Here is a 22,281-nt window from a genome sequence, read left to right on the forward strand (position 1 = left end):
TCAAGACCGCTTATCCCGGCCATCGAGCCGCCCTATGGCGGCGAGCAGGCCGTCGAGGTCGCTGCTGTCCCGCAAGGGCCTGATGACGAAGAAGCCGGAGCGAAGCTGCGCCTCGCCGTCGACGAGCCAGCCCTGCGGCAGGCCGGCGCCCAGGCCTGCCTCCATGTCGGCCAGCTTGTCGCCGACGATCACCGACCGCCGGAGATCGAGATCGAGGCGTTTCGCCGCCTCGAAGAGCATGCCGGGATTGGGTTTGCGCATCGGGTGATCCGATATGCCCAGCGGCCCCACGCCAGCCTCGTGGTAGGCGCAGGCCAGCACCATGTCCACGACAACGCCCTGATCGCGCAACAGCTCGAGCACGCGGCGGTTCACATCGGCGAAGGCACTCCAGCCGAAATAGCCGCGCGCGATGCCGGACTGGTTGGTCACCACCACGACCGGGATGCCGGCATTGTTGGCGGCGGCGATCGCCGGCAGCATCTGCGGCCGGAGCTCGATCTCGGCCGGATCGCTGGGATAGTCGGTATCGACATTGATGGTGCCGTCGCGATCGAGGAACAGCGCCGGCTGGCCGGCGGGAAAAACCCTGCCGCCTATCCGCTCCACCCACAGGCCCGGCTCGGCCAACGGGTGCGGCGCCTTGTCAGCCATTGCTGAGGCGCGCTTCCACCACCTCGCACAGGTGATGGTAGAGGCACAGATGCCCTTGCTGGATGATCGGCGTCGAGGTCGAGGGCACGTTGAGCAGGATGTCGGTGAGCGGCGCGAGCTTGCCGCCTGTGTCGCCTGTCAGGCTGATCACCGTCATGCCCATGGTCCGTGCCTGTTCGGCGGCCGCCAGGATGCTCGGCGAATTGCCGCTGGTCGAGATCGCCAGAAGCACGCCGCCGGCCGCGCCATGCGCCTCGACCTGGCGCGAAAAAACGGTGTCGAAGCCGTAATCATTACCCCAGGCGGTCAGCACCGCGGCATTGGCCGGCAGCGCGATGACATTGTAGCCCTTGCGCTCCTTGAGAAAGCGGCCGACCAGTTCGCCGGCGATGTGAATGGCGTCGCTGGCCGAACCCCCATTGCCGCAGATCAGCAGCGCCTTGCCCGACGAAAGGGCGGCGACGATCGCGCTCGCCGCACGTTCCATCGCGCCTGTGAGATCGCGCTCGACCAGCGCCGTGATCGCGGCCGCCGAGCGGACCAGGTAATCGTTCAGTTCGGACATGAAACCCTCAATTCTTATTACCGGCCGAGCGCAGCCTGCCGATGGTGCCGGTCGTGCTCTTGCCGGCGACGAGATCGACCAGGACCACGCGCCCGCCGGCTTTCTGCACCACGTCCGCGCCGACCACGGTGTCGACAGTGTAGTCGGCGCCCTTGACGAGTATGTCGGGCAGAAGCGCCTCGATCAGCGCCAGCGGCGTGTCCTCGTCGAAGACCACCACCGCGTCGACAGACGCGAGTGCCGCCAACACGCAGGCGCGGTCATGCTGGTCGTTGACAGGCCGTTCCGGCCCCTTCAGCCGGCGCACCGAAGCGTCGCTGTTGAGGCCGAGCACCAGCCGGTCGCACTGGCTGCGCGCCGCGTGCAGCAGGCTGACATGGCCGGCATGCAGGATGTCGAAACAGCCATTGGTGAAGCCGACGCTGAGGCCCTCCTCCTTCCACGCCGACACCAGCCGTGCGGCCGATTTGGCGTCGAGGATGGCATCCCTGTGGACGCTCGGACCGTGCGATCGAAACAGCGCGCCGTTGAGTTCCTCGACCGTCAGCCGCGCCGTGCCTCGCTTGCCCACCACAACGCCGCCGGCTGCATTGGCGATCGAGGCGGCCGCGGCCGGATCGGCGCCGGCGGCAAGCGCCAGCGCGAAGGTCGCGATCACCGTATCGCCGGCGCCCGACACATCGAACACTTCGCGCGCCTGCGTGGCGATGTGGCGCGCCTCCGTCGGACCGACGACGCTCATGCCCTTTTCGCTGCGCGTGGCGACGACGAAGTCGAAGCCATGCGCCGCAAGCAGCTCGCGCGCCGCGGCCACGATCTCGTCATCGCTGAACACCGGCCGTTCGACCGCTTCGCCGAGTTCCTTGCGGTTGGGCGTGATAGCGGTCGCGCCGGCATAGCGTGCATAATCCCGGCCCTTCGGATCGACCAGCACCGGCTTTCCCGCCTCGCGGCAGATCGCGATCAATTCGCCGGCGACGCCGTCGAGCAGGATGCCCTTGCCGTAATCCGACAGGATGACGATGTCGGCGTGCGCCAGCGCGGCGCGGAAATGCCGGACCAGCGCCGCGCGCTCCGCCGCGCCGAGCGGCTTGATCTCTTCCTCGTCGAAGCGCAGCACCTGCTGGTTGAGCGCGCTGAAGCGGCTCTTGGACGACGTCATGCGGCCGCGCTCCCGCGCCAGGCCTGTCGTGTCGGCGCCAAGCTCGCCGAGCATGCGCACCAGGCTGTCGCCTGCCGTATCAGAGCCGATCACCGAGACCGGAATGGCGGCGGCGCCGAGCGAGATGATGTTGGCCACGACATTGCCGGCGCCGCCCATCGCCAGGCTCTCGCCGCGCCCATGGAGCACCGGGATCGGCGCTTCAGGCGAAATCCGCTCGATGATGCCGTTGACGAACCGGTCAAGGATGAGATCGCCGACCACCAGCACGGTGGCCTGGCCGAAGTGCGCGATGGCGCGGTGCAAGGGCTCGGGGGAAAGTGGGTCGTGCTTGGTCATGTCACTGGCAACGCGCAAAAACCGGTTTTGAAGATGCATGGAGGACAAATTGGCCGGGATCGGTCGTTCATGGCGATGCCGATATACCGCAATTCGAGCCAGCGCAACGCCGGCTGGCCTCGTCAACTCTTCTGCAAGGCGACATGGACGCCAAGCCCGACCAGCACCGCGCCGCCGGCTCGCTGCATCATGCGCTGGGCGCTGCTGGAGCGGCGCAGCCTGCCGATCACGGCACCAGCCAGGAACACGCAGACGATATCGGCCGAGGAGAACATCAGGTTGACTGTCGTGCCCAGCACGACGAATTGCAGCCAGACCGGGAATGCGGCAGAGGCATCGATGAACTGGGGCAGGAAGGCCATGAAGAAGATCGCGGTCTTCGGATTGAGCACCTCGACGGCGATGCTCTCGAAAAAGGCGCGGCAAGCCGATTTCCGCTCGATCGCCGGCAGTGCCATGTCGCCTTCCGCGCGTTTGCGGAACAGCGCCACACCGAGCCAGATTAGGTAGAGCGCGCCGACGAGCTTGACCGCCATGTAGAGCGGCGGCACGGCGTGGAAAAGCACGGACAGGCCGGCGGCAGCGGCAAAGACGTGAACATAGCCGCCCAGATGAATGCCGAGCGCCGCAGTCAGGCCGGACCAGCGGCCGCGCGCCATCGTCTGCGCGGCGGCATAGAGCATGGCCGGGCCTGGAATATAGGCGAAGATCGCCGTGGTGGCGAAAAACGCGACGAGCAGCTCTGTCGACGGCATTCCTGGTCCCTCATGATCGCGCCCGGCGGCGCGAGCCGACTGAAGCGGCAGCTTTGCGGCGCCACTGTGGCGCGCTGCCCCGCGCAGGGCAATCGCGGACGGGTCCACCCCTCGATTGTTCTTGCGGATCCCAGTGCCGCCCGGCAACGCTGCTTTGTCGACAGCTTCGCAAGCCTCCCTTATAAGGACCGGAATCGCAAGCAACCAGAGGCGTTCATGATCATCGTCACGGGCGGCGCCGGCATGATCGGCTCCAACATCGTCGCCGCGCTCAATTCGGAGGGCCACGACGACATTTTGGTCGTCGACGACCTGAGCGATGGCCACAAGATCGCCAACCTTGCTGACTTGCGGATCGCCGACTATCTCGACAAGGACGATTTCCTGGCCCGCCTCGAGGACGGCGGGCTCGGCCGCATCAAGGCCGTCTTCCATCAGGGCGCCTGCTCGACCACCACCGAATGGAACGGCAAGTTCATGATGGAGGTGAACTACGCCTATTCGAAGCGGCTGCTGCATGCCTGCCTGGCGCTGCGCGTGCCCTTCCTCTACGCCTCCTCGGCATCGGTCTATGGCGGCGGCTCCGAGTTCCGCGAGGACGCGGAGCTTGAGCGGCCGCTCAACGTCTACGCCTATTCAAAAAAGCTGTTCGATGACTATGTCAGGCGTAATGTCTTCGATACCGATCATTCGCAGGTCGCGGGCCTGCGCTACTTCAACGTCTATGGGCCGCGCGAGGCGCACAAGGACGCCATGGCCTCGGTCGCCTTTCATCTGTTCAACCAGGTCGGGCGTGGCGAGAATCCAAAGCTGTTCGGCGCCCATGACGGCTTTGGCCCCGGCGAGCAAAGCCGCGACTTCATTCATGTCGGCGATGTCGCCGATGTCAATCTGTGGCTGTGGAAGCGCGGCGCGAGCGGCATCTTCAACTGCGGCACCGGCCGGGCGCAACCCTTCCGCGCCATTGCCGAAACCGTCATCGACACGCTGGGCAAGGGCGAGATCGAGTACATCCCCTTTCCCGACCACCTCAAGGGCAGCTACCAGAGCTTCACGCAAGCTGATATGTCGCGTCTGCGCGCGGCCGGTTACAACGGGCAATTCCGCAGCGTCGAAACCGGCGTCAGAGACTATGTCGAATGGCTGAAAGCCCAGCGATCCTCGTGATCGGCCCACGCTGGGTGGGCGATATGGTGATGGCGCAGTGCCTGTTCTCGGCGCTGAAGGAGCTTCATCCAAATGCGGCGATCGACGTGCTGGCGCCAGCCTGGGCGGCCCCTTTGGTCAAGCGCATGCCTGAGGTCCGCCAGCAGATCGATTTCCCGCTGAAACCCGGCGCGCTCGAATTCGCACACCGCCGCCGCTTCGGCCGCCTGCTGCGCGGCCGTTACGACAGCGCCTATATCCTGCCGGGCAGTTGGAAGTCGGCGCTGATCCCGTTCTTTGCCCGCATTCCACGCCGTTTCGGCCATCTCAGGGAAATGCGCTACGGCCTGTTGACCGATATTGTTCCGCTGCCGGAGGCCGTGAAACGGCGCACCGCGCAGGCCTATTTCGGCCTTGCACGGGGTGGCGATTTTCGGGCGCCTCATCTGACGGTGGACGCCAAAAACCAGGCCACCCTGCTCGACCGTTTCGGCCTGGGGCCGCAGAAATTCGTGGCGCTGATGCCAGGTGCTGAGTTCGGCCCGGCCAAGCGCTGGCCGAGCGAACACTATGCCGGCCTTGCCCGGGAGTTCATGGCCAGAAGGTTCAAGGTCGCGCTGTTCGGGTCGAAGAACGACCGCGAGGTGACAGCGGAGATCGCAGCCCTCGCTCCTGGCGTGGTCGACCTGGCCGGCCAGACGCGGCTGGAGGACGCCATCGACCTGATCGCGGCCGCGCGGCTGGCGGTCTCCAACGACAGCGGGCTGATGCATGTTGCGGCGGCGGTCGGCACGCCGGTTGTCGCCGTCTATGGTTCGACCTCGCCACAGAACACGCCGCCGCTGGCCGAACGGCGCGAACTGGTCTGGCTCGGCCTGTCCTGCTCGCCCTGCCACCGCAAGATCTGTCCGCTCGGCCACCTCAATTGCCTGAAGACGCTCGAGGTCGCACGGGTCATGGCGGCGGCGGACCGGCTGCTGGACATCCCGGCCGCCGCATGAGGGTGCTGATCGTCAAGACCTCGTCGATGGGCGACGTCGTCCACACCTTTCCGGCGCTCCAGGATGCGCGCCGCGCACGGCCCGATATTGCTTTCGACTGGTGCGTCGAGGAGGCTTTCGCCGGCATCGTCGCGCTGCACCCCGCAGTCGGAACCATCCACACGGTCGCCATCCGGCGTTGGCGAAAACATCTCTTTGACAAGGCCACCTGGCGCGAGGCGACCGCCTTGCGACGCGCCTTGCGTGCGTGCCGCTATGATCTGGTCATCGATGCGCAAGGCCTGTTGAAGTCGGCGCTGGTGGCCAGGCAGGCGAAGGCGCCGATCGCCGGCTTCGACCGCTCAAGCGCGCGCGAGCCTTCGGCAACGCTGCTTTACGACGTCGGCCACGCCGTCCCCCGCAACCTCCACGCCATCGAGCGGACGCGACGGCTTTTCGGGCAGGCGTTGGGTTACCGGCCCGATCTTTCGATACTGGATTCGGGCATTGTGCCGCCGCCCGGCAATCTGACCGGCATAGCCGGCAACACGGCCTTCCTGCTGCACGGCACCAGCCGTGAGGACAAGAAGTGGCCTGTTGAAAACTGGATCGAAACCGGCCGCCTGCTGGTTGAGCGCGGCATGACGCCGGTCACGACCTGGTCGGACGAGCGCGAACAGGCGGTGGCCGAAGCGATCGCCCGGGCAGTTCCATCGACGAGCATCGTGCCAAAATCACCATTAGCCGACATCGCGGCGATCCTGGGCAGCTCGAGGCTGGTAATCGGCGCCGACACGGGGCTCACGCATCTCGCCAGCGCCTTCGGCCTGCCGACGGTCGCGGTGTTTTTGGCCACGGAGCCGGGTTTGACCGGTCCGCGCGGCCCCTATGCATTGACGCTGCAGGCCGCGCCCGGTGAGCGAGTGTCGCCCGCGAGGGTGGTGGCTGAGGCTGAGAGGCTGCTGGAGCACCAGACGCATGGTCAGGCCGGCGCTGGCAAGAACTGATCTATTCAATCGGAAAGCTGGCGCTGCCCCTCATCGCCCTGCCGGGGAGAAGGACACCTTCACCGATGACTGCGCCAATTTTAAGCGTTTGCAGAATAGACGCCGACTTCGCGTTCAGCCGTCTTCTCCCCGTCACTATACGGGGAGAAGGTGCCGGCAGGCGGATGAGGGGCAGCGCCAACGTTGGCTAAAAACGCGCAGATCAGCGCCCCTCGAACCCCTTAGATAAACTGCACCTGGACGATCTCGTATCCCCTTGCACCACCCGGCGCGTTGACCTCGATGGCGTCGCCGACTTCCTTGCCGATGAGCGCCCGCGCGATCGGCGAGGAGATCGAGATGCGGCCGGACTTCACGTCCGCCTCCTGATCGCCGACGATCTGGTAGGTCTTCTTCTCCTCGGTGTCCTCGTCGACCAGCACCACGGTGGCGCCGAACTTGACCTTGTCGCCGCTGAGCTTGGTGACATCGATGACTTCGGCCCGGGCGATGAGATCCTCGAGCTCGTTGACACGGCCCTCATTGAGGCTCTGCGCCTCTTTGGCGGCATGGTATTCGGCATTTTCGGATAGGTCGCCGTGCGAGCGCGCTTCGGAGATCGCCTCGATGATGCGCGGCCGCTCCTCCTGCTGGCGCCAGCGCAGTTCTTCCTTCAATGACGCGAACCCCTCGCCTGTCATCGGGACCTTGTTCATGATACCTGACCTTTCCTGCCGCCACCCCCGCATTTCGGGGAAAGCCTTATCGATGGTGCAAAAAGAAAACGGTCCGGCAGCCTCGGGCTAACGGAACCGTTCACCGCAATTTCCCTGAATATAGCAATCTTTGCGGGCTTTTCACGCCCAAAAATCGGTTTCTGAAGAAATCATCACCGTTTTCGCGCGCGCCGTCGCAGGAGCCGGCATGGCAACAAAAAACCGGCCGTGATTGCTCGCGGCCGGTTCGAAAAGGCATTGAGGGGGTCAGCTCCTCATGAAATGGTCGATCTGTTCGGCCAGCATGCCGTATTCGCGTGAACCCTTGCCGGTTCGCTTTTCGATCTCCATCAGCTGTTGCTGGGCGCCGGCCAGGTCGCCGATCTGGAGATGGGCTTCGCCGAGATATTCGCGCACCAGCGTGTAGTTGGGATCGATGCGCAGCGCTTCCTCGTAATAGCCGAGGCCAACGGCGACGCGGCCGGAATGGCGGTGCGAATAGCCGAGATAGTTGAGGATGCGCGGGTCCTGCTTGTTGGCGGCGAGGCTGAGCACGGCGATCGCCTCGTCATAGCGGCCGGCCATCGCCAGGTCATGCCCGGCATCATAGATGCTGTCGTCGTCCAGCATGCCTTCCTGGGGTGCGACGCACTTGTTCTTCTTCTTGTCCCAGACCATGCCTTTCTTGCATTTGGTGGTCGTACTGGTGTCGTCACCGCTGCCTGCGGCAAACACCGGAACGGCAAGGAACTGCAGAGCGAGAAGCGCGCTCGCCGCCTGGATCAGCACTCTTTTATGCATCGGAGCCTCCTGGAGGGGTGAGAATGCAACACTAACGCAGCGTGTCGGCGGTTTCATCCCGGAAAAAAGCAAGGGGCTAACATGAGGTGACGGATGCTCGAAATCCGCTATCATCGGCGGCGATGAAAGCTGAGCCAGCGGAGACCGCCAGTGCAGCGACGGCTTGAAAAGAACTGGGATTTGACGATCGGGCCCGACACCGTGCGGCTGTTCATCCTCAAATGCAAGGCGTTGAGCGCCGCGATCAATGAAGACTATGCCGACGGCGCCGAACACGAAATCGAGTTCGATGGAAACACCCGTGACAATCATCATCATGACGGACTCGCCGAGGAAAGCTCGGAAAACCTGACCGAAGAGGAACTGCGCGAGCTGATCAACGACCTCAATGTCGACGAGGCGGCCGAGCTCGTCGCGCTCGCTTGGGTCGGCCGTGGCGACTACGATGCCTCGGAATGGGCCGACGCCGTCGCCGCCGCGCGCGAGCGCGCCAACAAGCACACGGCCAAATACCTGCTCGGCTTGCCGTTGCTCGCCGATTGGCTGGAGGAAGGGCTGGAAGCGATCGGTGCGTAACGCGCCGGTAATCGATTGTGATCGGGCCTAAGCGCCTTCCAGGCAACTTCGAGCATCCCGGCACCGTTTCGAGGCGATGGCAACACTGAGCTTTTCCCGAAAATACAGGATTGCATTGGTCATGGTCGTGACAGCACTGCTGGTGACGCCGGCCGATGCCAGGCATCGTCACAGGCATCACGAGCCGCTTTCACCACGGGTGGAACAGCCGCTGACGCCGCGGGTTGACCGGCCGCTGAAACCGCGCGGCGAAAGGCATCGCAAGCCGAAGCCGGCACGGCAGAGGACGCAAAATCCGAAGCCGGTACGTGCGGATGTCCCAGTGCCTGAACCGCGCCCCGCTGACGCGCCAGAGGCGACAGAACCGAACACGCAAAATCCAGCCGCAACATCCGACCGGTTTCAGGAGGAAGGATCCCCTCGGAAGCAACAAGCCCGGCCCGAGCCGCCAGCCGATGCGAAAGGCGAACCGGAGCCGCCAGCCGTGGCGCCGACGCCGACACAAAGGCCTGAGACTGCGGAACCGGAGGTTGAGCCGCCGGCCCTCGCCCCGCCACCGCCGCCAAAGCCGGCGGACGCGGACAAAAAGGAGATGCTTCCCGATCCGCGTTCGGCTGACCTGCCAGACGCGAAAATGCCTGCCGAGGAAGTCGCCTGCCGCGAGCGGCTGAGGGGTCTCGGTGTCGAATTCGAGGAGCACAAGGCTGAAAGCGATCGCGATATCGGCTGTTCGATCCCCTATCCCCTGGTGCTGAAGAGCCTTGGCAAGTCGATCGCCATTGCCCCGGGCGCCGAGCTCAATTGCGCAATGGCCGAGGCGGCGGCACGCTTTGCCGGCAACGTCATCCAGCCGGCGGCGAAAGCCGAATTCGGCGCCGACCTGAAATCGATCGGCCAGGCATCGGCCTTTGTGTGCCGGCCACGCAACGGCACGCGCAAACTGTCCGAACATGCCTTCGGCAATGCGCTCGATATTGCCAGCTTCACACTTGCGGACGGCAGGACGATCGAGGTCGGCCCGGCGCCACCGGACAAGGACGCCAAATTCCTCGACGCGGTGCGCAAGGCCGCCTGCGGGCCGTTCAAGACCGTGCTGGGCCCGGGCAGCGATGCCGATCATTCGCTGCATTTGCACCTCGACCTCGAGCCGCGCCGCCACGGCGGTACCTTCTGCCAGTAGGGCCGGCTCAGAAGCGATGCCGCAATTCGGCCGCAGGCATGAACGCCGGCGCTGATTTTTCCTTTACCGTTGATCGTTAAAATCCCGCCTATCGGGAAAGGGACTGCCGATGGACGGGATATTTCGTGCCGCGCTGGCGCTTGCGCGGCAATCGAAACGCGCGCGCGCCGCTGCCGGCGGGCTGGCCGCCCTGCTTGCGCTGGCCGCGGTGTCGGCCTGCAACACCGGCAACGTGCTGGCACTGGAGCCAGCCGTCGATGTCGGCGCGCAGACCGCGGCCGTGCCGCAATATTCAGGCATGCAGCGGCTGGTTCCTTCCAATCCCTACATGACGCAGGCCGCCTATCCACGCATGGACGAGCCGATGTCGCCGGTCGAGCAGATGCCGGCCAGCGAGACCGACTGCCGTCAGCAGCTGAGGCGCCTCGGCGTCACCTTCACCGACCTGGCGCCGATCCATGAAGGCCAGTGCGGCATCGACTATCCGGTGAAGGTTTCGGCCATCGGCAGCGTCGAGATGAAGCCCGCCGCGACGCTGACCTGCGACATGGCCGCCAGCTTCGCCGCGTGGACGAAGAACGAGCTCGTTCCTTCCGCCCGCTGGCGCTACTTCTCCGGCGTCAGGACCATCCACCAGGGTTCCAGCTATTCCTGTCGCAACATCGCCGGCGAAGGCGTGCTGTCGGAACACGGCAAGGGCAACGCGCTCGACGTGATGAGCATCGAACTCAACAATGGCGACGACATCGACGTGCGCAAGCCCGGCCTGTTCGCCTTCCGCACCCGCGGCTTCCTCAACAATGTGCGCGCCGACGGCTGCCAGTATTTCACCACCGTGCTCGGCCCCGGCTACAATTACGACCACCGCAACCATTTCCACTTCGACATCAAGAACCGCAAGAGCGGCTATCGCGCCTGCCGCTGATCCCTTTGCCTGGCGGCGGCTTCGCCGCGTACAGTGACGTCGTAGAACTCGAGCGGCATCGATGAGCCAACGAAGCTTCCGACGACGCGCTGCGACCTGGCTGGTGTTGCTCATGGCGACCTATCTGGTGCTGGCCTATGTCGCCGCGCCGGAATTCTGGACGTTTCACGATCGCGGCTTTCGCAGCCAAAGCTTCGAGATGGTGACGCACACGCCGCAAGGCATTCCGGGCGACCCCATCAATATCGGCCTGATCGGCACGCAAAAGGAGGTTGTCCATGCCTTCGCCGTCGCTGGCTGGGACACGGCCGACGCCATCACATTGAGGACAGCGATCGACATCGGCGAAAGCGTCTTGTTTTCGCGCCCCTATCCGGACGCGCCGGTGAGCCGGCTGCTGTTCGAAGGTCGCGCCCAGGATCTTGCCTTCGAGAAGCCGGTAGGTGGCAGCGCCGACCGCCGTCACCATGTGCGCTTCTGGCAGACTGATGCCACCGGCGACGATGGCCGTCCGCTGTGGCTGGGCTCGGCCAGTTTCGACCGTGGCGTGGGCCTGAGCCACGACACCGGCGCCATCACCCATCATATCGGCCCCGACATCGACGCCGAACGCGACTTTCTTATGCAGGATTTGACCGCCGCCGGAATGCTGATCTCAACCAGCGACCTGGAAGGCATCGGCGCCACCACGCACGGGCGCAATGGCGGCGGCGACCCCTATTTCACCGACGGCAAGGCCGTGCTCGGCGTGCTGAAGCAACTGCCGTGATGCCTGAAGTCAGCTCGTGGCGACCACGACCTTGCCGAACGGTCCCTTCTCCAGATGCTGGAAGGCCTGCTCCACCTCCTCGAAGCCGAGACCTTGTCGACCACCGGCCGGATACCGAGCACCTCGATCGCCTGGTTCATCCGCTCGAAGGCGCGGCGATGACCGATCGATATCCCTTGCACGACGATGCGATTGCGCAGGAACGGCACGATCGGAAAGCTGAGTTCCATCGAGCCCAGCAGGCCGATGACCGACAGGCGGCCGTCGGCGGCCAGGGCATCGAGCGATCGCCGCGCATTGTCGCCGCCGACCATCTCCAGGATATGGTTGACGCCGGTTCCACCCGTCAGGTCACGCGCGGCTTCGTCCCATGCCGGCTGGGTGCGGTAGTTGATCACTTGCCAGGCGCCGAGTTTCCTGGCCCGTTCGAGCTTGTCGTCGCTGCTCGAGGTGACGATGGCGCGCAGGCCGAAAGCGGCCGCGAATTGCAGTGCAAACAGCGACACGCCGCCGGTACCCTGGATAAGAATGGTCTGGCCGGGCACCGGCTTCGTCGCCTCCGCCAAGGCAAACCACGCCGTCAGCGCCGCGATCGGCAGCGTCGAGGCCTCGGCGTCGCTGAGCGAAGGCGGCGCCAGCACGATGGCATCCTCGTGAAGCAGCACGTAGTCGGACAAGGTGCCGGGCAGTGACAATCCCAACGTGTGCTGGTGAAGCACCGGCGGCGCATCGCCGTCAGGCCAGTCGGCGATCACTTGGCCCAGCACGCGTTGCCCGGCCTGGAAGCGGCTGACGCCGCCGCCGACCGCCACGACCTCGCCCACCGCATCCGATGTCGGCACGAAGGGAAAGACGAGGTCCGGGATCAGCACCCCGTCTAGGACCATTCGATCCTTGTAATTCAGCGATATGGCGTTGATCCGCACCAGCAGCTCACGAGGCCCGGGTGCGGGTACCTTTCCCTGCGCCGGTTGCAGCTTGGACAGGCCAAAACCGGTCATTTGCCAGGATCTGTTGATGTCCCTGTTCATCTCGTCTGCTCCGGATTGAGTTGCTGGCGAGATCTTTACGTCATTCCACTATAGAAAAAAGTGCTTCTATGTGGCATAATTGGAAACGAATTGAAGATCATTATTCTACAATAGGGGCACAGCCATGGAATCCGCCGATCTGCAGGGCATTGTCGCCTTCGTTCAAACGATCGAAGCCGGCAGCTTCACCAGTGCGGGAGAACGGCTGCGCGTGACGAAATCGGCGGTCGGCAAATCGATCGCACAGCTGGAGCATCGGCTTGGCGTGCGTCTGCTCAATCGCACCACCCGCAGCCTGAGCCCGACAAGCGAAGGCCTCAGCTATTACGAAGCCTGCGTCAGGGCGCTGTCCGAAATCGAAGCCGCCCAGTCGCTGCTTGCCTCGCACCGGCAAGTGCCCTCGGGCCGGCTTCGGGTCGATTTGCCGTCGGCCTTCGGCCAGCGCTGCGTTGCCCCAGTTTTGTTCGACATTTCCAAGCGCTTCCCCGATCTGGCGATGGAGATCTCCTTCAACGACCGTCGCGTCGATCTCATCGAAGAAAGCATCGACCTGGCAGTTCGCATGGGCGAGCTCGACGACAGCCTGTCGCTCGCGGCGCGGCGGCTCTATGTCCAACGCTCGTGCGTATTGGCCGCCCCCGCCTACCTCGAGGAGCACGGCAGGCCGCGAACGATCGAGGAGCTCGCCGCTCATAAGCTGATCGGCTACACCCGTAACGGCGTCGCCCATCCCTGGACCATAAGGCACGCCGACGGCCAAATCGGAAAGTTCACACCGCGGGCAAGGCTGGTCCTCGACAATGGCGAGCCGATGCTCGACGCCGCCCTTGCCGGCTGCGGCATCACCTTCCTGCCGACATGGTTGGCGGCGGACAGCCTCAGGAGCGGTGCGCTCGAAATGGTGCTGTCGGACCGCCTCGTCGAAAACATTGCCGTCCACGCCGTTTGGCCGGTGACGCGAGCAGTGACGCCGAAGGTCCGCGTCGTCGTCGATGCGCTGGTCGAGCATTTTTCGGCGCCGCCCTGGGATGCCGCCTGACGGGGCCGCATGCGCTGTCATCTTCCTGAAAACGGCTGCTGACTATTTTCCAATCCAGCACGGCAATGCTATTGACCCCTGATGCTATATGTTGAAATCGCCACCGCGGTCGTCCTCATCTGCGTGAACGGCCTTCTGGCAATGTCCGAGCTTGCCATCGTCTCGTCGCGGCCGGCCCGCCTCAAGGCAATGATCGATCGCGAGGTTAAGGGCGCCGGCCGGGCGCTTGCGCTTGGCTCCAACCCCGGCAAGTTCCTGTCCTCGGTACAGATCGGCATCACCCTGGTCGGCGTGCTGTCCGGCGCCTTTTCCGGCGCCACGCTCGGCGAAAGGCTGGCGCAGTTCCTGGCCTCGAACGGCATCCGCGAAAACATCGCCGATCCGCTCGGCGTCGGCATCGTCGTGGCCATCATCACCTATGCCTCGCTGATCATCGGTGAGCTCGTGCCCAAGCAGATCGCGCTGCGCGACCCCGAGCGGGTCGCCGTGCGCGCCGCCCCGGCCATGACCGTCCTCGCCACCGTCTCGGCGCCGCTGGTCTTCCTGCTCGATATCTCGGGCCGCGCCGTGCTTTGGCTGCTCGGCCAGCGCGGCGAGAGCGAGGAGAAGGTTACCGATGAGGAGATCAAGATGCTGGTCGCCGAGGCCGAGCATCACGGCACCATCGAGTCCGACGAGCGCCGCATGATCGCCGGCGTCATGCGGCTTGGCGACCGCGCCGTGCGCGCCGTCATGACGCCGCGCACCGAGGTCGACTGGATCAACCTCCAGTCCGACGATGCGACCACCCGCAAGCTCCTGATGGATACGCAGCATTCGCGCTTGCCCGCCGGCGACGGCGGCGTCGACGCCATGATCGGTGTCGTCCAGACGCGCGACGTGCTCGCGGCATTGCTGGGCGGCCGCGCGCTCGACCCGCGTCGGCACGTGCGCACCGCGCCCATCGTGCACGATCAGGCCGACGCGCTCGACGTGCTGCAGACGCTGAAGGAATCCGACGTGCCGATGGCGCTGGTGCACGACGAATACGGCCATTTCGAAGGCATCGTCACCCCCGCCGACATCCTGGAGGCCATCACCGGTGTCTTCCGTTCCGACCTCGAAGCCGGCGAGGAGGAGAATGCCGTCAAGCGCGACGACGGCTCATGGCTGCTTGCCGGCTATATGCAGGCCGACGAGATGGCCGAGGTGCTGGGCATCGACCTGCCGGAAAACCGCGACTACGAGACCGTCGCCGGCTATGTGCTGTCACACATGCACCATCTGCCGGCGACCGGCGAATGCGTCGACGCGCAAGGCTGGCGTTTCGAGGTGGTCGATCTCGACGGCCGCCGCATCGATAAGCTGATCGCCACGCGCCTGCCCAGCGGCCACCGCGAAGTGGTGCGCTGATTGTTCCAACTTTGCCTCGGGCCAAGCGGTCATTGGCCGTCCGTCCGCGCCTACTGCTCCCTGAAGGCGCGGGCGAACGAATCGAGCATCGGCCGCGCGAGATATTCCAGGAAAGTCCGGTCGCCAGTGCTGATGAACGCCTCGACCGGCGTCCCGGGATAGAGCTGTTCGGGCTTCACGCGGGATGGCAGGTCGTCGATCTTCAGCTTCGCCCGGAAATAGGGTTCACGCGTAGCCTCGTCGATCAGCCGATCCGCGGAAATCTGTGTCACGGTGGCTGGAACCTCGGGCGTGAGCCGCGTGTTCAAGGCGGACAATCGCAGTTTCGCCGGCTGGCCGACGCGCACCTGATCGATGTCCTTCGGCCGCAGCTTCGCGTCGACGACCAATCCCGATGCCGTCGGCAGGATCTCCATGATCTTTTCGCCCGGGGCAACTACGCTGCCCTTGGAATTGTAGGTCGACGACACCACGATGCCCGCTGCCGGCGCCTTGATTGTCGTGCGCCGCAGCACCGCCGCGGCCGCCCTGATCTGTTCCTCGACGTCGGCCAGGTTGGAGCGAACCTCGTCCAGCTTCGTCAGCGCCTCCTCCACCCGTTGCGTGGTCAAGCGCTCGGTCTGCTCCTGCGCCTCGACGATCTGGGTGCTGGCCGATGCAAGACTGGCCTCCAGCGCTCCCGCCTGGCCGACGAGGTCGGCTTCGCTGCGCAGAAGCTGGGAGTATTCGGTGCGGTTGGTCAGGCCTTTGTCCAAAAGGCTGGTCTTGATGCCGAGCTCCTTCTTCACCACCTCGACCTGCTGCTGGATGGCTTGTTTCTGGGCGTCCAATCCCACGACGGACTGCCGATGCATGACGACCCGCTGCTGGAGGATCGATCGTTCCGACCGGAACCGGGCGAGCCTGGCGTCGAACTCCTTCTGCTGTTCCCGAACCAGCATTTCGAAATCGTGCTGAAGCGGCGCCGGCGCCGCTGTTGTGATCGGCGCCAGCCTGTCCAGCCCGTCCCGCTCCGCCTCCAGCCGCGCCGCGCTTGCCCTGAGCGCGATCGACTGCCTCGTCAGCCGGTTGAGCTCGGCCTGCGCGGCGGTTGGATCCAGCACTATCAGATCCTGCGCCTGCTGCACGCGATCGCCTTCGTGGACCAGCAACTCTTGGACGATGCCGCCCTCGGGGTGCTGGATGAGGATGTTCCCGCCCATCGCCGAGATCGTGCCTTGCGTGATCACCGCGCCGGACAAGGGGGCATAGGCCGCCCAATAGCCGAAGCAACCTGCAAATATCGCTATCGCCGCATAGCTGCCGAATGCCACGCGCCCTGTGTCGGTGCGTGGATTGCGTTCCCCGGCGAGGCTGTGCACTGCCATCATCTACGATCCAAAGCGGGTTTTTTGCGGGGCGCTGCGGAGGGTCGTGGCGAACGACCCCGTCACCACCGTATTCTGCCGGGAAGAATTGCCGGCGAGCGGCTGCCGCAGCAAATCGCTGCTCGGGCCGAAGGCTTCGATCGCGCCGTCGCGCAGCAGCATCACGCGGTCGCAGGCCGCTGCGATCGAAGGGCGGTGCGTGATCACGATCAAGGTAATCCCCGCCGACCGCGCATCCGAGAGCACCGCTTCGAGCGCCGCTTCGCCGGCGCCGTCGAGATGAGCGTTGGGCTCGTCCAGGACGAGAATTCTGGGGTTGCCGTACAGGGCGCGCGCCAGCCCGATCCTTTGGCGCTCGCCGCCCGACAGCGCCCTGTCAGAGAGACCGATCATCGTCTGGTAGCCGTCGCGCTGCGTCAAAATCAGTTCATGGGCCTGGGCACGCTTTGCCGCCTCGACGATCGAGGCGTCATCCGCGTCGGGGTCGAAGCGGCCGACGTTCTCCGCGATCGATCCCGGGAACAGTTCCACCTCCTGCGCGAGATAGCCGATATGCCTTCCAAGCTGCTTTTCGTCCCAGGTCCTGAGATCGGCACCGTCGATCCTGACCGAGCCGCTGACCGGTTGGAGCGCACCGACAAGCAATCTGGCGAGCGTCGATTTGCCGGCTCCGCTCGGGCCGACGATCGCCACCGCCTCGCCGGCCCCGATGTGGAAATTCAGCCTCTTGACGATGGGCGGACCGCCGGGCGTATTCGGCGCGACGTAGATCAGATCCTGCGCCGAAATCGCGCCTGACGGATCAGGCAAGGCCAGTTTTTGCACCGCGGACGGACGTGCCGAAAGGGTTGCCTCCAGCCGTTTCCACGATCGTCTGGCGTCGACGATCTGCCGCCACGAGCCGATCAGTTGGTCGAGCGGCTGCAGCGCGCGCGACGATACCAGGGAAGACGCGAATATCATCCCGGCCGTCATCTTGCCTTGCAGGACCAGCCACGCACCCACGCCCAGTATCGCCAGCTGCAGCATCATCCGCACCGCCCGCGACGTTCCGCTGAAGATCGCATTAGCCGTCGACGCGCGGTCGTGAACGATCAGCGCTTCGGCGACGTGCTTTCCCCAAGCCCGCGCGGCGTTCTGGACCATGCCCATGGCGCGCAGCGTCTCGGCGTCGCGGGCAAAGGCCTGCTCCGACTGGCTGGCGACCGCCGAACGTCGTGAAAACAAAGCGTCGTTCCTGCCGATGGCAAGCTGGGTTGCCAGGACCAGTGCAAGCAGCATCGCCACGCCAGCCAGGGTGAACCAGAACAGGACGGGATGGATCAGGTAGAGCAGTCCGAGGAAGAACGGAGCAAACGGCAGGTCGAACAGGACCGCCACGCCGCGCGACCTGATGAAGGCGCATACCGAGGCGAGATCACGCAATGGCGACAGGCCTGCGGAGGCGTGGTCGGCGCCAAGCGAAGCGGCGAACGTCTCCGCCCCGAGCTTGCTGTCGATGCTGGCCGCGACGCGCTGCGTGTAAATGGAGCGCACCGCGTCCAGAAAGCCCAGAAAGACCAGCGCGAGAACCGCGATGACCGACAGGTAGACAAGCGTCTCGACATTGGAGGAAGGCAGGACCCGATCATACACCTGCAACAGATAGAGCGGGATCACCAGCAGCAGGACGTTGATCAGCAACGAGAAAACGCCGACATCGGCGATGGCGCGCCACAAGACCGCCCGCAGACCTGACTGTCCCATCGTTCCCGCGCTCCCTTGGCGGCTCATGTCCCGAGACATCGGCGCTCAGACCGAGTGGTCGCCCGCAACGTCCAGGGGGTGGTGCTGCAGGTCATCCAGCGTATAGGCGCGGATATAGTCGATCTTCATCTCCGCCGGCGTGGCGAGATGGTCGGGAGGCGCGCCGGCAAAACCGCCGACGGCTAGATCGGCCAGCATGTACATGGGCGTGTGCATGTCGGACGGCGTCGCGGCTTCGGCGACCTTTACGCCGTCATAGGTCCAGACGAGCGTATCCGGTGTCCACAGCAGGCCATAGGTATGGAAGCCGTCGGTGTCCGAAACATTCACCGAGGAAGAGACCTTGGTGTGCTGTCCCGTCTCGTTCGTGTGCGCCGTCATGATGAGCGTGTTCGGATCCTGCCCGCGCGCTTCCAGGACGTCCAGTTCCGGCGGCCACGAGCCGTCTTCCGGCAGCAGCCAGAAGGCCGGCCAGGCTCCGGCCGTTTCGGGCAGGTCCGCCCGCATTTCGAAATAGCCGTAGGTCTGCGAGAAGCTTTCGTGGGTCGTCAGGATGCCCGAGGTGTATTCGTAATTGTTGATCAGTGGCTTGATGTCTTCGGGCGCTTGCGCCGCAGTGATGGTGAGCACCCCGTTTTCCACGCTGAACGGGTGGACTGAGCTGGTCGGGCCGTAATTGGCGTCGATGTACCATTGCAGCTCCCCATTGCTGCTCAACGTGCTTCCGTTCGGCGCTCCCCACCAGAAGTTGGAATTCCAGGTGCCATCATGGCCGTTCCAAAGGCTGAGCGTGTTGAAGTCGTCGGAAAAGGACAGCGTCATTCCGGACTTGTCGATCGGCAGTTCGAACTGGCTGGGCGCCAGCTTGTCCACCGTCGTGTTGTTGAAGACCAGCACCTCGTCGGATCCGAGGTTCAGCAGAAGGTTCGATCCTGCCTGGGTCATATGTGCCTTGACGTCGTCGAAAGACATGAAGTCGTAGCCATTGAGGCGGACCGTGTCGTCCGCGCCGAGATCGGTGATCAGGTCGCTTCCATTGCCCTTGGTGATGATGAAAGTGTCGGCGCCGCTGCCGCCGATCAGCACGTCGTTGCCCTGACCGCCATCCAGCGTCTGATGGCCCGAGCCACCCTTGATGATGTTGTCCAACGCATTTCCGAACGCATAGCGATTGTTGCCGGTGACGACGAGATTCTCGAAATTGTCGGGGAGCTTGTAGCTCATCCATGTGTCGATCGTGTCGATGCCAGTCCCGGGATCCTCAACCACCTTGTTGTTGGTGGAATAGAGGTGATAGTAGTCGTCGCCCGCGCCGCCATAGATGGTGACGTTGACGCTGGCGTCCCCCCAGAAGGAGTCGTTGCCGGAGGTGCCGTGCAATTCCGGCCCGGATCCGGTCGCCGAGAACCAATGGGTGGACGTGCCCGTGTAGGGGAGAGGGATGCCTTTGGCGTTCACGACGGTGCTCATCAGGAAATCCTTTCCTCGCGCCTGTTCAGGTCATTCGAAACGGCAACCGCTTACGGAGCAACGTTGCCATGCACGATGTCGTTCCAGGAGCTTGCCACACAGTTCAGCATTACATCGACTGTTGGGTGACATTTTTCGAAACGAAAGCACTAGAGGCCAAGAAATGGTCTATAAATCGTAATGAGGTCAGTAAAACTTTTAATAAAATTTTCGCTTATACCGAGAAAACGGCGATATACTTGCTGCCACGCTTGGCGTAGGTCACAAAAAAGCGATTCCGGCTTTCTGGCGGGCCGTAACATTGCCGCTCTGGAGCGATGGGCGAATTCGAGGGCTGGCGCATCGAGCGAGGGAACAGGCCTCGGGCCGGCGGCGCAGTGCCTGCTATTTGTCGCAGGGGAACACCGTCAAACCGCGGCTTCGATCGGTTCGGAAAGCTTCGGGTTCGAGCGCGAGGCGATCAGGCAACTGGCCACGATGAGGCCCGCTCCCGCCAGCGTGGTCCAGGTCACCGCCTCGTCGAAGAAGAACCACCCAAGCGCAATCGCCCAGATGAAGGCGGAGTATTCGGTCGGGATCAGATATTGCGCTTCGGCGCGCGCGTAGGCCCAGCTCATCAGGAATTGGCCGGCGAGCGAAAGCGCCGTCACCCCGGCGAGAGGAAGCCAGAGCTCGCTTGGCAGCGCAATGGCAAGCCAGGGTGCCGCGAGACCGAGGATGACGGCAACGCAAAGGTTTTGGAACAGCATGATTTCGATCGGCTTGGCCAGCAGCGCCTGTTGCCGCGCAAGGATCAGGTTGTAGGCGTAGAACACCGTCGATACCAGCACGGCGGCCGTGCCGAGCAGGGCATCCTCGGCATAGGTCGCATGCCCGAACTGCCCGGCTATTATGATTGCGACACCGGCAATGCCGGCCAGCGATGCCCAGATCGCCTGCCGTTGTATCCGTTCGCCCAACAACAGCGCGGCCAGCAGGAGCGCAAACAGCGGCGCCACGAAACTGAGGCCGATCGCCTCCGCCAGCGGCAGCCTGGCAAGCCCCCAGAAGAACGACAGCAAGACAATGCCGACAACAACGGCACGCAGCGCATGCAGCCTCAACACGGAAAGGGCGGGAAATGAACGCGACCCTGCCGACCAGCCGGCGCCCGCGACCACGGTCGCCAGCATGCTGCGCCATAGCACCGTGTTGTAGACGCCCACGGCAATGACCAGAACCTTCATCGCCGCATCCATCCCCGACAGAAGGAAGATGCCGAGCGCGCACACCAGCACCGGGATCATGGGGGAAACGACGCCTGCCAGGCTGGATGACTTCACGGGGCTTTGCTCATGTGATGGATCGCGGCCGGATATATCAGGGCAGAACGGCCGAGCCAGATGGCAGCTCCGCCCATATGGAGGGCCAACCCGTATCGGTCCGGCATCGCGCGAAAGCAACCTTCACAGCTCCACGCCTCAGCCCAGATACGATGCTGAATCCGCTGTCTTGCTCACTTCCGCTGCCCCGAACGCCGATGAAAACAGATGAACTTCCAAGCTTGGCCGGCGTTCCCCGCGCATGATGCGGAAACTCTTCGTGTTTGGTACCTTGAAGAAAGGCTTTCCCCTTCACGGCGAGGGTTTGTCCGAAGCCGCATTTCTGGGCGCCTACAGGACGCGAGAGCGCTTCCCGATGCTGATCGCTGGACCTCGCTTCGCTCCGATGATGTTCAATGAACCAGGCGTCGGCTTCCAGGTCGGCGGCGAACTCTACGCCGTGGACGATCGCGCCTTGGCAAACCTCGACAGGATCGAATCCGTTGGCAAGCCCGGAAATTTGCGCGTGCTGATCGAAGCAGAGCCTGTCGATGGCGGGCCGCCTGTCTCGGCGTATGTCTACATGAAATCCCGGCATCTCGCCGCGCCGATCCACTCCCGATATCTCAAAGACTACAATGATCGGCGCTTCGCGCTTTCATGGGGTGGCTAGAACAACTCCAGGAAACGTGCATGGCGTTTCCCGCCTGGTTCGGCTTTTCTGCGACGCCAAGTGGTTTCACCTCGCCACTGATGCTCCGGCACGTTTTAGCGCCAAGGGATTTTGAGCTAAGGTGACGCATCACCGATACGGCATAGAGCATTCTCATGACTGAACGTACCGGCGCCGGAGGCAGCAACACGGCAGTCGCAAGCGATCCTGCCGACGACGATCCTCGCCTGGCATTTATCTATCAGGAGGCAGTGCGAGGCCTCAATCATCAGCAGAATCTCGTCGAGAACATGAACACGCGCGCGGGCAGCCTCATCTTCGCCACCGCGTTTGTAAACTCGTTGCTTGGCGCAAGGGCGCTTTCCGACGGGCTCGGGCTCTGGGATTGGATCGCAGTGGCCCTGCTGTTCGGCATTGGCGGACTGATCGTCTTCCTGCTTTGGCCCTATCACAAATACACGTTCCGCTTCGATCCGGAAGAGCTGCTCCATCACTATGTCGATGGCGACAGGCCGCTGAAGATATCGGCCATGCAGCGCGCGCTTGCCCTTCGCATCAAGGCCGACATGGCCAGCAACTGGCGCATCATCCAGCGGCTTCGGGTAGCATTGCAGATCGCGCTGGTTCTTTTGTTGTTCGATATCCTGGCCTGGCTTTTCGCCGTCGCCGGCGTTTGACACGCACGATTTTGGGCCGAAGGCTATTTCC

General features: G+C 64.0%; 22 protein-coding genes. 11 read left to right on the plus strand and 11 right to left on the minus strand.

Annotated elements, in window-relative coordinates; translation table 11 throughout:
- The 4 genes from gmhB to FJ979_RS15790 all read right to left on the minus strand — a co-directional run bounded on the left by gmhB (position 1) and on the right by FJ979_RS15790 (position 3,475).
- A complete protein-coding gene (gmhB, locus tag FJ979_RS15775; RefSeq protein ID WP_140582080.1) occupies positions 1–654 on the minus strand; it encodes a D-glycero-beta-D-manno-heptose 1,7-bisphosphate 7-phosphatase in 654 nt (217 codons plus the stop codon).
- Entirely contained in the window at positions 647–1,219 is a 573-nt protein-coding gene (locus FJ979_RS15780; RefSeq protein WP_140556028.1) for an SIS domain-containing protein, read from the minus strand. Before FJ979_RS15780 ends, gmhB begins: the two co-directional genes overlap by 8 nt.
- Before the next feature lie 7 nt (positions 1,220–1,226).
- Positions 1,227–2,720: a D-glycero-beta-D-manno-heptose-7-phosphate kinase gene (gene rfaE1, locus FJ979_RS15785; RefSeq protein ID WP_140556030.1), complete on the minus strand. Its 1,494-nt coding sequence runs from the start codon at positions 2,718–2,720 to the stop codon at positions 1,227–1,229.
- 122 nt (positions 2,721–2,842) lie between these two features.
- On the minus strand, positions 2,843–3,475 hold the full coding sequence (locus FJ979_RS15790; protein WP_140524876.1) for a LysE family translocator: 633 nt from the start codon (positions 3,473–3,475) through the stop codon (positions 2,843–2,845).
- Between the two features lie 216 nt (positions 3,476–3,691).
- Between FJ979_RS15790 and rfaD the strand changes: the two genes are divergently transcribed.
- The 3 genes from rfaD to waaC are packed head-to-tail and all read left to right on the plus strand — an operon-like array spanning position 3,692 to position 6,608.
- A complete protein-coding gene (gene rfaD, locus FJ979_RS15795; RefSeq protein ID WP_140582083.1) occupies positions 3,692–4,642 on the plus strand; it encodes an ADP-glyceromanno-heptose 6-epimerase in 951 nt (316 codons plus the stop codon).
- Positions 4,615–5,622, plus strand: coding sequence for a lipopolysaccharide heptosyltransferase II (waaF, locus tag FJ979_RS15800; RefSeq protein WP_140582085.1), 1,008 nt, complete (start codon positions 4,615–4,617; stop codon positions 5,620–5,622). Before rfaD ends, waaF begins: the two co-directional genes overlap by 28 nt.
- A complete protein-coding gene (waaC, locus tag FJ979_RS15805) occupies positions 5,619–6,608 on the plus strand; it encodes a lipopolysaccharide heptosyltransferase I (RefSeq protein ID WP_140582088.1) in 990 nt (329 codons plus the stop codon). The genes waaF and waaC overlap by 4 nt, the downstream gene beginning before the upstream one ends.
- Before the next feature lie 221 nt (positions 6,609–6,829).
- On the opposite strand, the gene greA is transcribed toward waaC, so the two are convergent.
- Both greA and FJ979_RS15815 read right to left on the minus strand, forming a co-directional pair.
- On the minus strand, positions 6,830–7,303 hold the full coding sequence (greA, locus tag FJ979_RS15810) for a transcription elongation factor GreA (protein ID WP_008877613.1): 474 nt from the start codon (positions 7,301–7,303) through the stop codon (positions 6,830–6,832).
- 267 nt (positions 7,304–7,570) lie between these two features.
- Positions 7,571–8,104 carry a tetratricopeptide repeat protein gene (locus tag FJ979_RS15815; RefSeq protein ID WP_140495965.1) on the minus strand — a complete coding sequence of 178 codons (534 nt, stop codon included), beginning with the start codon at positions 8,102–8,104 and terminating at the stop codon, positions 7,571–7,573.
- Positions 8,105–8,254: 150 nt separating this feature from the next.
- On the opposite strand from FJ979_RS15815, the gene FJ979_RS15820 reads away from it, so the two are divergent.
- From FJ979_RS15820 to FJ979_RS15835, 4 genes are all read left to right on the plus strand, one after another.
- Positions 8,255–8,680: a DUF3775 domain-containing protein gene (locus FJ979_RS15820; protein WP_140524880.1), complete on the plus strand. Its 426-nt coding sequence runs from the start codon at positions 8,255–8,257 to the stop codon at positions 8,678–8,680.
- A gap of 199 nt (positions 8,681–8,879) precedes the next feature.
- A complete protein-coding gene (locus tag FJ979_RS15825) occupies positions 8,880–9,860 on the plus strand; it encodes an extensin family protein (protein ID WP_246672633.1) in 981 nt (326 codons plus the stop codon).
- Between the two features lie 109 nt (positions 9,861–9,969).
- A complete protein-coding gene (locus FJ979_RS15830; RefSeq protein WP_140495967.1) occupies positions 9,970–10,785 on the plus strand; it encodes an extensin family protein in 816 nt (271 codons plus the stop codon).
- A gap of 61 nt (positions 10,786–10,846) precedes the next feature.
- A complete protein-coding gene (locus tag FJ979_RS15835) occupies positions 10,847–11,554 on the plus strand; it encodes an LssY C-terminal domain-containing protein (protein ID WP_140582091.1) in 708 nt (235 codons plus the stop codon).
- Here the strand turns inward: FJ979_RS15835 and FJ979_RS15840 are convergent.
- A complete protein-coding gene (locus FJ979_RS15840) occupies positions 11,503–12,585 on the minus strand; it encodes an NAD(P)-dependent alcohol dehydrogenase (protein ID WP_246679317.1) in 1,083 nt (360 codons plus the stop codon). The genes FJ979_RS15835 and FJ979_RS15840 overlap by 52 nt on opposite strands.
- A 124-nt stretch (positions 12,586–12,709) precedes the next feature.
- Between FJ979_RS15840 and FJ979_RS15845 the strand changes: the two genes are divergently transcribed.
- Together FJ979_RS15845 and FJ979_RS15850 are read left to right on the plus strand one after the other, a co-directional pair.
- Positions 12,710–13,624: a LysR family transcriptional regulator gene (locus FJ979_RS15845; RefSeq protein WP_140524884.1), complete on the plus strand. Its 915-nt coding sequence runs from the start codon at positions 12,710–12,712 to the stop codon at positions 13,622–13,624.
- A gap of 81 nt (positions 13,625–13,705) precedes the next feature.
- Positions 13,706–15,016, plus strand: a complete 1,311-nt coding sequence (locus FJ979_RS15850) for a hemolysin family protein (protein ID WP_140582093.1) — start codon at positions 13,706–13,708, stop codon at positions 15,014–15,016.
- A 50-nt stretch (positions 15,017–15,066) separates the two neighbouring features.
- On the opposite strand, the gene FJ979_RS15855 is transcribed toward FJ979_RS15850, so the two are convergent.
- The 4 genes from FJ979_RS15855 to FJ979_RS15870 form a co-directional block, all read right to left on the minus strand.
- The gene (locus FJ979_RS15855) at positions 15,067–16,383 is read right to left on the minus strand and encodes an HlyD family type I secretion periplasmic adaptor subunit (protein WP_140582096.1); all 1,317 of its coding nucleotides are present in this window, start codon (positions 16,381–16,383) and stop codon (positions 15,067–15,069) included.
- A 3-nt stretch (positions 16,384–16,386) separates the two neighbouring features.
- The gene (locus FJ979_RS15860) at positions 16,387–18,129 is read right to left on the minus strand and encodes a type I secretion system permease/ATPase (protein ID WP_140582099.1); all 1,743 of its coding nucleotides are present in this window, start codon (positions 18,127–18,129) and stop codon (positions 16,387–16,389) included.
- Positions 18,130–18,174: 45 nt separating this feature from the next.
- Complete coding sequence (locus tag FJ979_RS15865) at positions 18,175–19,599, minus strand: family 16 glycosylhydrolase (protein WP_140582101.1); 1,425 nt, start codon at positions 19,597–19,599, stop codon at positions 18,175–18,177.
- A 407-nt stretch (positions 19,600–20,006) separates the two neighbouring features.
- The gene (locus FJ979_RS15870) at positions 20,007–20,885 is read right to left on the minus strand and encodes a DMT family transporter (protein WP_140516990.1); all 879 of its coding nucleotides are present in this window, start codon (positions 20,883–20,885) and stop codon (positions 20,007–20,009) included.
- 295 nt (positions 20,886–21,180) lie between these two features.
- Here FJ979_RS15870 and FJ979_RS15875 point away from each other — a divergent pair, with 295 nt between their 5' ends.
- Positions 21,181–21,573, plus strand: a complete 393-nt coding sequence (locus tag FJ979_RS15875) for a gamma-glutamylcyclotransferase family protein (protein WP_246674162.1) — start codon at positions 21,181–21,183, stop codon at positions 21,571–21,573.
- Between the two features lie 155 nt (positions 21,574–21,728).
- Positions 21,729–22,250, plus strand: a complete 522-nt coding sequence (locus tag FJ979_RS15880; protein WP_181169647.1) for a hypothetical protein — start codon at positions 21,729–21,731, stop codon at positions 22,248–22,250.
- Positions 22,251–22,281 lie beyond the last annotated feature (31 nt).

Source organism: Mesorhizobium sp. B1-1-6 (genome assembly GCF_006443035.1).
GTDB lineage: Bacteria > Pseudomonadota > Alphaproteobacteria > Rhizobiales > Rhizobiaceae > Mesorhizobium.

Coding starts and splice junctions, on each gene's coding strand:
- rfaD (WP_140582083.1), top strand. CDS start 3,692: ATGATCATCGTCACGGGCGGCGCCGGCATGATCGGCTCCAACATCGTC.
- greA (WP_008877613.1), bottom strand. CDS start 7,303: ATGAACAAGGTCCCGATGACAGGCGAGGGGTTCGCGTCATTGAAGGAA.
- FJ979_RS15845 (WP_140524884.1), top strand. CDS start 12,710: ATGGAATCCGCCGATCTGCAGGGCATTGTCGCCTTCGTTCAAACGATC.
- waaC (WP_140582088.1), top strand. CDS start 5,619: ATGAGGGTGCTGATCGTCAAGACCTCGTCGATGGGCGACGTCGTCCAC.
- FJ979_RS15830 (WP_140495967.1), top strand. CDS start 9,970: ATGGACGGGATATTTCGTGCCGCGCTGGCGCTTGCGCGGCAATCGAAA.
- FJ979_RS15835 (WP_140582091.1), top strand. CDS start 10,847: ATGAGCCAACGAAGCTTCCGACGACGCGCTGCGACCTGGCTGGTGTTG.
- FJ979_RS15870 (WP_140516990.1), bottom strand. CDS start 20,885: ATGATCCCGGTGCTGGTGTGCGCGCTCGGCATCTTCCTTCTGTCGGGG.
- FJ979_RS15850 (WP_140582093.1), top strand. CDS start 13,706: ATGCTATATGTTGAAATCGCCACCGCGGTCGTCCTCATCTGCGTGAAC.
- FJ979_RS15780 (WP_140556028.1), bottom strand. CDS start 1,219: ATGTCCGAACTGAACGATTACCTGGTCCGCTCGGCGGCCGCGATCACG.
- FJ979_RS15865 (WP_140582101.1), bottom strand. CDS start 19,599: ATGAGCACCGTCGTGAACGCCAAAGGCATCCCTCTCCCCTACACGGGC.
- FJ979_RS15815 (WP_140495965.1), bottom strand. CDS start 8,104: ATGCATAAAAGAGTGCTGATCCAGGCGGCGAGCGCGCTTCTCGCTCTG.
- FJ979_RS15790 (WP_140524876.1), bottom strand. CDS start 3,475: ATGCCGTCGACAGAGCTGCTCGTCGCGTTTTTCGCCACCACGGCGATC.
- gmhB (WP_140582080.1), bottom strand. CDS start 654: ATGGCTGACAAGGCGCCGCACCCGTTGGCCGAGCCGGGCCTGTGGGTG.
- FJ979_RS15860 (WP_140582099.1), bottom strand. CDS start 18,129: ATGGGACAGTCAGGTCTGCGGGCGGTCTTGTGGCGCGCCATCGCCGAT.
- FJ979_RS15840 (WP_246679317.1), bottom strand. CDS start 12,585: ATGAACAGGGACATCAACAGATCCTGGCAAATGACCGGTTTTGGCCTG.
- rfaE1 (WP_140556030.1), bottom strand. CDS start 2,720: ATGACCAAGCACGACCCACTTTCCCCCGAGCCCTTGCACCGCGCCATC.
- FJ979_RS15855 (WP_140582096.1), bottom strand. CDS start 16,383: ATGGCAGTGCACAGCCTCGCCGGGGAACGCAATCCACGCACCGACACA.
- waaF (WP_140582085.1), top strand. CDS start 4,615: ATGGCTGAAAGCCCAGCGATCCTCGTGATCGGCCCACGCTGGGTGGGC.
- FJ979_RS15880 (WP_181169647.1), top strand. CDS start 21,729: ATGACTGAACGTACCGGCGCCGGAGGCAGCAACACGGCAGTCGCAAGC.